Source organism: Janibacter sp. CFPM2_SD2 (assembly GCF_057364645.1).
Genome location: NZ_JBNFOF010000157.1, coordinates 1 through 7524, shown reverse-complemented (window position 1 = coordinate 7524; position 7524 = coordinate 1). Strand labels below are relative to the sequence as shown.

Below are 7524 nucleotides of genomic sequence, written 5' to 3'. Positions count from 1 at the left end.
GCCCAGCAGTCCCGGCCCGCCATGCGCCACCCGGGGATGACCTGACGGCTGCTCTCGAGGTCGGCCAGGGCGCTGCGGATGGCGTCGGGGTCGAGGCGGCTGCGGCCCGCAGGTCCTCGACCGACAGCGGTCCGAGGACGCGCAGCAGGTCGAGCAGGTCCTCGCCGTCTCGTGCGGCCCGCTCGGGGGTGAGGCACTGCAGCTCCGCGGCTGTGCGCTCGACGGCGGCCGGGTCGAGCAGGTCGGCCAGCGCGAGCTGTTCGCCGCGGCCGAGCAGGTCGGCGAGCAGGCTGGGGTCGAGCGTCAGTGCGGCGGCCCGGCGCTCGGCGAGCGGGGAGTCGCCCTCGTAGAGGAACTGCGCGACGTAGCCGAACATCAACGACGCGGCGAAGGGGGAGGGGCGCGGGCTCTCGACGTCGACGAGCCGCACGCGGCGTCCCGCGACGTGGGTCATGAGGTCGCTGAGGGCCGGCACGTCGAAGACGTCCTGGAGGCACTCGCGCACCGCCTCGAGGACGATCGGGAAGTCGGCGTGCCCGCTCGCGACCTCGAGCAGGGCTGCCGCCCGCTGCCGCTGCTGCCACAGGGGCTGGCGGCGATCGGGGCGCCGCCGGGGGAGCAGCAAGGCGCGCGCGGCGCACTCGCGGAAGCGGGCTGCGAAGAGCGCCGAGCCGCCGATCTCGTCGGTGACCGCCCGCTCGACGTCCGCAGGGTCGAAGGTGATGAGGTCGAGGAGCAGTCCTCCCACCGCGGACGGGTCGTCGAACTCCACGTCGGGCAGGCGCAGCACGATCCCGTCGTCGCCGTGCATCGCCTGCACGTCCACGCCGAAGCGCTCGCGCATCCGACCCGCGATCGCCAGCGCCCACGGGGCGTGGACCTGCGCGCCGAAGGGGGAGTGCAGCGCGACCCGCCAGTCGCCGATCTCGTCGCGGAATCGCTCGACGACGATCGTGCGGTCGTCGGGCAGGTGGCCGGTGGCGGTGCGCTGCTCGTCGAGGTAGCCGAGCAGGTTGTCCCGCGCCCACGCGTCGAGGCCGGCCTGCGCGAGGCGGGCACGGGCCCCCTTCGCGTCGAGACCACCGATCTCACGGACGAAGGCGCCGACGGCTGCGCCGAGCTCCGCCGGACGGCCGAGCTGGTCGCCGTGCCAGAAGGGCAGCCGACCGGGTTGCCCGGGCGCGGGCGTCACGACGACCTGGTCGTGGGTGATGTCCTCGATCCGCCAGCTGCTCGTGCCGAGCGTGAAGACGTCGCCCACGCGCGACTCGTAGACCATCTCCTCGTCGAGCTCGCCGACCCGGCGGCCCGGCCCGTCGCCGGCCGCGAGGAAGACGCCGTAGAGCCCACGGTCGGGGATCGTGCCGCCGCTCGTCACCGCGAGCCGCTGCGCGCCACGTCGCCCGACGATGGTGCCCGCGACGCGGTCCCACGTGATCCGTGGCCGCAGCTCGGCGAAGTCCTCGGAGGGGTAGCGCCCGGCGAGCATGTCGAGCGTCGCGTGCAGGAGGGTGGTCGGCAGGGAGGCGAAGGGGGCCGCTCGCCGCACGAGCGCCTCCACCTCCGTGACCTGCCAGTCGTCGAGCGCGCACATCGCGACGACCTGCTGGGCGAGGACGTCGAGCGGGTTGGCGGGGACGTGGAGGGCTTCGATGTCACCGGCGCGCATCCGCTCGACGACGACGGCGGACTGGACGAGGTCGCCGCGGAACTTCGGCAGGACGACACCGTGGCTCACGGCCCCGACCTGGTGGCCGGCGCGGCCGACGCGCTGGAGGCCGGAGGCCACCGAGGGCGGCGACTCGATCTGGACGACGAGGTCGATGGCCCCCATGTCGATGCCGAGCTCGAGGCTGCTCGTCGCGACGACGCAGGGGAGCCGGCCGGCCTTGAGGTCCTCCTCGATGAGGCCGCGCTGCTCCTTGCTCACCGAGCCGTGATGGGCCCGGGCGAGCACGGGAGGTGCGCCGGCCGAGGCGCCCGACTGGGCCATGACCTCGGCGGGCGCACGAGCCGGTGCGGTCGGCTCCGGTGCGTCCGGGGGCGCGACCCGCTCGGCGTGGATCTCGTTGAGCCGGCCCGTGAGCCGCTCGCCGAGGCGGCGGCTGTTGACGAAGACGACGTCGACGTGCTGCTCGACGAGGTCGACGACCCGCTCCTCGACGTGCGGCCAGATCGACGCCCGTCGCTCCTCGCCCGCCGCGGCGCCGGAGAGGTCGCCCGTCGGCTCGCCGAGCTCGGTGAGGTCGGCGACCGGGACGACGACGTCGAGCTGCCACTGCTTCGTCGACTCGGGCTGGACGATCTCGACCGGTCGGCCACCGGCGAGGAATCGTGCGACCTCGTCGACCGGACGCACCGTCGCCGAGAGGCCGACGCGCTGGGCGGGCTGCTCGAGCAGGGCGTCGAGGCGCTCGAGCGAGAGGGCGAGGTGGGCGCCCCGCTTGGTCCCGGCCAGGGCGTGGATCTCGTCGATGATGATCGTGTCGACCCCGCGCAGGGCATCGCGCACCCCGGAGGTGAGCATGAGGAAGAGCGACTCGGGGGTCGTGATGAGGACGTCGGTCGGCGCCTTGGCAAAGGCGCGCCGCTCGCTCGCGGGGGTGTCTCCGGAGCGGACCGAGACTGACACCTGGGGGGCGGGGAGCCCGAGCCGGTCGGCCGCGTGCCCGATGCCGACGAGGGGAGCGCGCAGGTTGCGCTCGACGTCGACGGCCAGCGCCTTGAGCGGCGAGATGTAGAGGACACGACAGCGGGCCTGCGGGTCCTCCGGGGAGGGCTCGACGCGAGCCGGTCGAGCGCCCAGAGGAAGGCGGAGAGCGTCTTGCCCGAGCCCGTCGGCGCGACGACGAGCGCATGGCTACCGGCGCTGATCGCCCGCCACGCGCCCGCCTGGGCGTCGGTGGGCGCCGCGAAGCTGTCGCGGAACCACGTCGCGGTCGCGGGGGAGAAGCTCTCGAGGATGTCGTCCATGTCGGGATCAGCCTGCCACCGACCACCGACAGGTCAGCGCTGCAGGAGGTCGATCACTCGGTCGATCTTCGTCTCGAGCGAGCCCACCTTCGTCTCGAGGGAGCCGACCTTCGTGTCCAAGGAGTCGACCTTCGTGTCCAAGGAGCCCACCTTGGTCTCGAGCGAGCCCACCTTCGTCTCCAGGGAGCCGACCTTCGTCTCCAGGGAGCCGACCTTCGTCTCCAGGGAGCCGAACCTGCTCTCCAGCGAGCCCATTCGGTCGGCGAGGGCACCGACGTCCTCGGTCAGCTCGTCGAAGCGGTTGGAGTGACGACGCTGCGTGTTCTGGATGTCGGCGATCATCGTGTAGAGCGCCGAGATGTCGTTGTCGTGCTGCCGCACCTTGCGCTCGAGGTCCATCGCCGTCATCCCTCGACGATACGCGTCCCGGACCGACACGCCCGGGCCTGTCGCACATCTGTGGACAACCCTCAGCGGTGCCTGTCCGGCTCGAGCCGCAGGGTCATCAGCGTCGTCGCGAGCATGTCGTAGTGGCCGACGAGCAGGAGCAGCTCGATCGACTCGCGCTCGCTGGCGACGGACCTGAGGCGGTCCCACTGCGCATCGTCGAGGTCCTTCGTCGCCACGAGCGTCTGGGCGCTCTCGCGCAGCACCCGCTCGCGCGGGGAGAGCGAGTCGACGACCGTGTCGGCGAGGATCCCCTCGATCTCGTCCGACGTCAGTCCGGCCCGCTGACCCAGCAACCGGTGGTGCTCGCGCTCGTAGTCGCAGCCCCGTGCGGTGGCGACGGTGAGGATCACCAGCTCCGACTCCCTTCGCTCCAGGGAGCCGAAGGGCATGAGGCGCCCGGCGAAGTGCAGCCAGCCGGTGAAGAGACCTTTGGTCCGCCCGAGCGTGGTGAAGATCGCCGGCGGCTCGGTGCCGGTGACCCGGCCGGCGGCCCGGGCGAAGCCCCACCGCAGCGGTCCGAGCTCGCGCAGGTTGCCGGGACCGATCCGCGCGGTCACGAGCCCAGCGTCCGGGTGGTGCCGGTCGGCTGCTCGGTCGTGTAGGCGACCTGCTCGCTGCGGGCGATCTCGAGCGACTCCTCGAGGTCGGGCATCGGCTTGAGCTCGATGACCCGCTGGGCCACGTGACGAAGGGGGACCACCGGCGGCACCCAGCCCGGCGCGGCGATGCGTCGCGACCGCTTGGCGATGCCGCGCTCGAGGGCGCGCAGGCCGGCCTCGACCGGCGCGACGCCGCTGACCGTGCCACCGCCGGTGAGCTTCTTGCCCGCGACGGTGTCGAAGCCCCGGCTGGTCATGTCGGTCGCGAGCTCGGAGTAGTACGCGACGCCGACCTTGGCCCCGCTGGGCTTGACCTCCTGGCGGAAGGTGTTGCCGATCGCCTCGACGGCCGCCTTGCTCGCGCTGTAGGCCCCGAGCAGCGGGAGGTGCACGGCGGCGGCGAGCGAGGCCGTGGCCAGGGCGTAGCCGCTCGGGTGGGTGATGTGCGGGCCGGCGGCGCGCAGGGTGTAGAAGACGCCGAGCGTGTTGACCCGCAGGTGGGCCTCCATGACGTCGGGCTGACCGCCGATGATCGGCAGCTGCTTGGCGATGCCGGCATTGGCGACGACGACGTCGAGGCCACCGAGCTCGGTGACGAGCTCCTCGACGGCACGGTCGACCTGGTCGGGGTCGGAGACGTCGCACTCACGCCACGGGGCGTGGTTGCGCTGCGCCACCTCGGCGAGCAGGTCGGGCTCCAACCCGGCCAGCGCCACGCGGGCGCCGTGGGCGGTGAGCAGGTCGGCGAGACCGGCACCGATGCCGCGCGCCGCACCCGTGATGAGGACGCGACGGCCACGCAGGGCCGGGGTGTACTTCGGGCGGGGTGAGAGGCTCATTACCCGACGGTAACAATGATCACCCGGTCCCGCGACCCCTCAGCCCTCGTCGCCGGTGACCTTCGTCGTGGCGATCTCGTCGATCGTCCAGATCCGGTCGCCGCTGGCCTGCGAGACGACCGCGTAGACGTCCTCGCCCGCCGCCCTGACCTGGACGGACGAGGACGCGTCGGCCATGTCGAGGGCGGCCCACTGCCATGCCTTGCCATCGCGGGTGAACCACACCACGGGTCCGGTGTGCTCGGCGGTGTCCAGCCACCCGGGGGCGACGAGCCCACCGTCGGCCTCGACGGGGACGCCGCGATACCTCCCGCGGGGCAGGTGGTCGCCGGCGGTGAAGGTCTTGCCGTCCTTGGTGGTCCACTCGGTGCCGTCGCCGTCGACAGATCCGCTGACGACGGTGACGTCGCCGGTCGTGGCGCACGAGTAGATGGAGGCGCCCTCGCCTCCGAGTCGGGGTACGTCGATGTTCCACCGACCGTCCCGGTGAGTCCACGTCGTGGCGTCGCTCTCGGCATTGGGGTCGCTCTGGCTGGACCCCACGGCGAAGGGGGTGCCGTCCGGAGCTCGCAGACCGACTCGATGGCAGAGGCAGAATCCGGGTGACGCGTCCAGTCGCCTCGGTCGAGCGTCCAGGAGGCTCCGTCGGTCGACGAGTAGAGCCGCGCCTGCCGGTGGCGCGTGTTCGTCTCTTCCTCCTCGATTTCGAGCCGCAGGCGGAAGGCGTCGCCAGCCCACTCGACACCGAGGGCCGACTCGTACCAGAAGCGGCCCAGCCCGCTGCCCGACGTCCAGCTGCCGTTGGTCTCGGCCATCGTGGCCGCCGAGAAGTCCTTGTCGTAGCGTGTCCCGGCCGCGACAGTGGTCCGGCCGCGGGGGTCAGAGGCCGTCGCCAGATCGGACCACTGCCCCAAGGCCTTCGGGCGCCATTCCTGCTTCTTCAGCCGTCCGTCGATGACGAAGGGGGTGGTCTTGGTCATTGTGTGCCACTGGTTGTCGCCGTCTTCGGCCGTGAAGGTGAAGCGGCCGACGGGCACGAGCACCGTGTCGCCGACCTTTTCGACGGGCTGGACCTCGCCGGGGATCTCACCCCGGATGAGATCGCGGACTCGGCCACCGTCGAAGATCCGCAGAGTTCCGTGCTCCTGACGGATCCCTGCGCTGCGACCCGGCAGCTGTGCGGTGTCCGGCCCGGCTGCCTCGATCTGCTTCTGGTTGTCGGTGACCTCGGGCTTGCCAGCTCCCGACATCTCGTGGCGGGTGGTCCACGTGCAGCTGTCGCACGTCTGGTCGAAGACTGCTCGGCCACCCACCAGTGAGGGCGCCGAGAGGTGGAAGTCCTCGGTGACCGGGACGTTGTCGGCCCAGGAGATCGGGGTGGTGCGCTGTCGACTCCACGACCTGCCGTCCCCAGAGCTCCAGACCATGCCACTCGTGCCGATCGGGGCCTTCCTGTCCGCCCACCCCGTCGCGACGAGGTGCGTGCCCGTGCTCACCACTCCAGCGATGCCGTAGCTCCCCTTCGGTCCCGGCAGCTGTGGACCACGATCCCAGGTCTTCCCCCCGTCCGCGGAGGTGAGCACTCGGGTGACCGACTCGCCGCCGCGCTTTCCTTCAGAGGCCAGGAGCACGAGCTCCGCCCGGTGCTCGACGAGACCGATGGGTGAGATCTCCTGTCGCTTCGCGGCTGGGATGTCGTGGACGGACCAGTCGTTGCCGTCCCGCCGCATGAGGACCTCGCTGCCGTCGGGCTTCTCCGCGATGACGAGGGGATCGTCACCGTCGAGCCCGACCTCGGAGAACGACCAGCCCGCGTCCGGGTAGCTGATCGGCACGTCCCGCCACGTCTTCAGGTCGGACGAGACGCGCACGAAGGGCGTGCGCTTGTGGTCTGTGGACACGTCACCCGCGACGACCGCAGCCTTGTCGTTGGCTGCCTGCTCCCAGTCGATGGGGGCGGTGACGTCGAGGGCTGTCCGGCTGCGGGTCTGCGGGTCCACGGCGTACACCTGCGTGGGTTTGCCGTCGGAGCCCGTCAGCTCGGCGACGACGGCCGACCGCTTGCCGGAGACGACGGTGGTCCAGCCACCGACGACCGTGGTCTTGGGCCGGAGGGCCTCGGTCCCCTTGACCTCGGTCATCTCGACCGTGGTCCGCGAGCCGTCCTTGGTGGAGGTGCCGGTCCCGTCCTTGTCGGGGGAGTCGTCGGTGCAGCCGACGAGTACGAGCGTGAGCAGGGCGGCCATCGCCGCAGTCAGGTGTCGTGGTGTCCCCATGTCCACGAACGTATGCGGAAATCCGTCATCCCGCCCGTCGGTTGTCCACAGCCCCACGCAGCCGTGGACGTCAGCCCTCGTCGCGCAGCCCGTGGACGAGCAGGCCCAGCGCTGCCGTGTAGGTCGTGAGGATCACGACGGACGAGATCGCCTGCGCCCGAGGGGTCTTCGCGTACTGCTGGCCCACGATGATCGCCGCGTCGGACACGAGGAAGAGCGCACCGCCCAGCGCGACGGCCCGACCGTTGCGCGGACGCTCACCGTCGCCCATGGCCAACGCCGACATCGATCCGAGGAGCAGGCCGTAGCCGGTGAGCACCGGGTCGGGCGCACCGCCGTCGGTGTCGAGCACCGCGAGGCCGGCGAGGGTCGCCGCGGTGACGGCCA

General features: G+C 71.9%; 5 protein-coding genes and 1 pseudogene. All 6 read right to left on the bottom strand.

Annotation, left to right across the window (positions count from 1 at the left end; translation table 11 throughout):
• Window positions 1–2973, bottom strand: a pseudogene (locus AC2W7J_RS13585) (DEAD/DEAH box helicase); the annotation flags it as partial.
• 33 nt (window positions 2974–3006) lie between these two features.
• Complete coding sequence (locus tag AC2W7J_RS13580; RefSeq protein ID WP_485983026.1) at window positions 3007–3381, bottom strand: hypothetical protein; 375 nt, start codon at window positions 3379–3381, stop codon at window positions 3007–3009.
• 62 nt (window positions 3382–3443) lie between these two features.
• Complete coding sequence (locus AC2W7J_RS13575; protein ID WP_485983024.1) at window positions 3444–3980, bottom strand: carboxymuconolactone decarboxylase family protein; 537 nt, start codon at window positions 3978–3980, stop codon at window positions 3444–3446.
• Window positions 3977–4861, bottom strand: coding sequence for an SDR family NAD(P)-dependent oxidoreductase (locus tag AC2W7J_RS13570; RefSeq protein WP_255183797.1), 885 nt, complete (start codon window positions 4859–4861; stop codon window positions 3977–3979). The genes AC2W7J_RS13575 and AC2W7J_RS13570 overlap by 4 nt, the downstream gene beginning before the upstream one ends.
• Window positions 4861–7137 carry a hypothetical protein gene (locus AC2W7J_RS13565; protein ID WP_485983022.1) on the bottom strand — a complete coding sequence of 759 codons (2277 nt, stop codon included), beginning with the start codon at window positions 7135–7137 and terminating at the stop codon, window positions 4861–4863. Before AC2W7J_RS13565 ends, AC2W7J_RS13570 begins: the two co-directional genes overlap by 1 nt.
• Window positions 7138–7207: 70 nt before the next feature.
• Window positions 7208–7524: lysoplasmalogenase family protein (locus AC2W7J_RS13560; RefSeq protein WP_485983020.1), on the bottom strand; the 317-nt coding region annotated here is incomplete at its 5' end.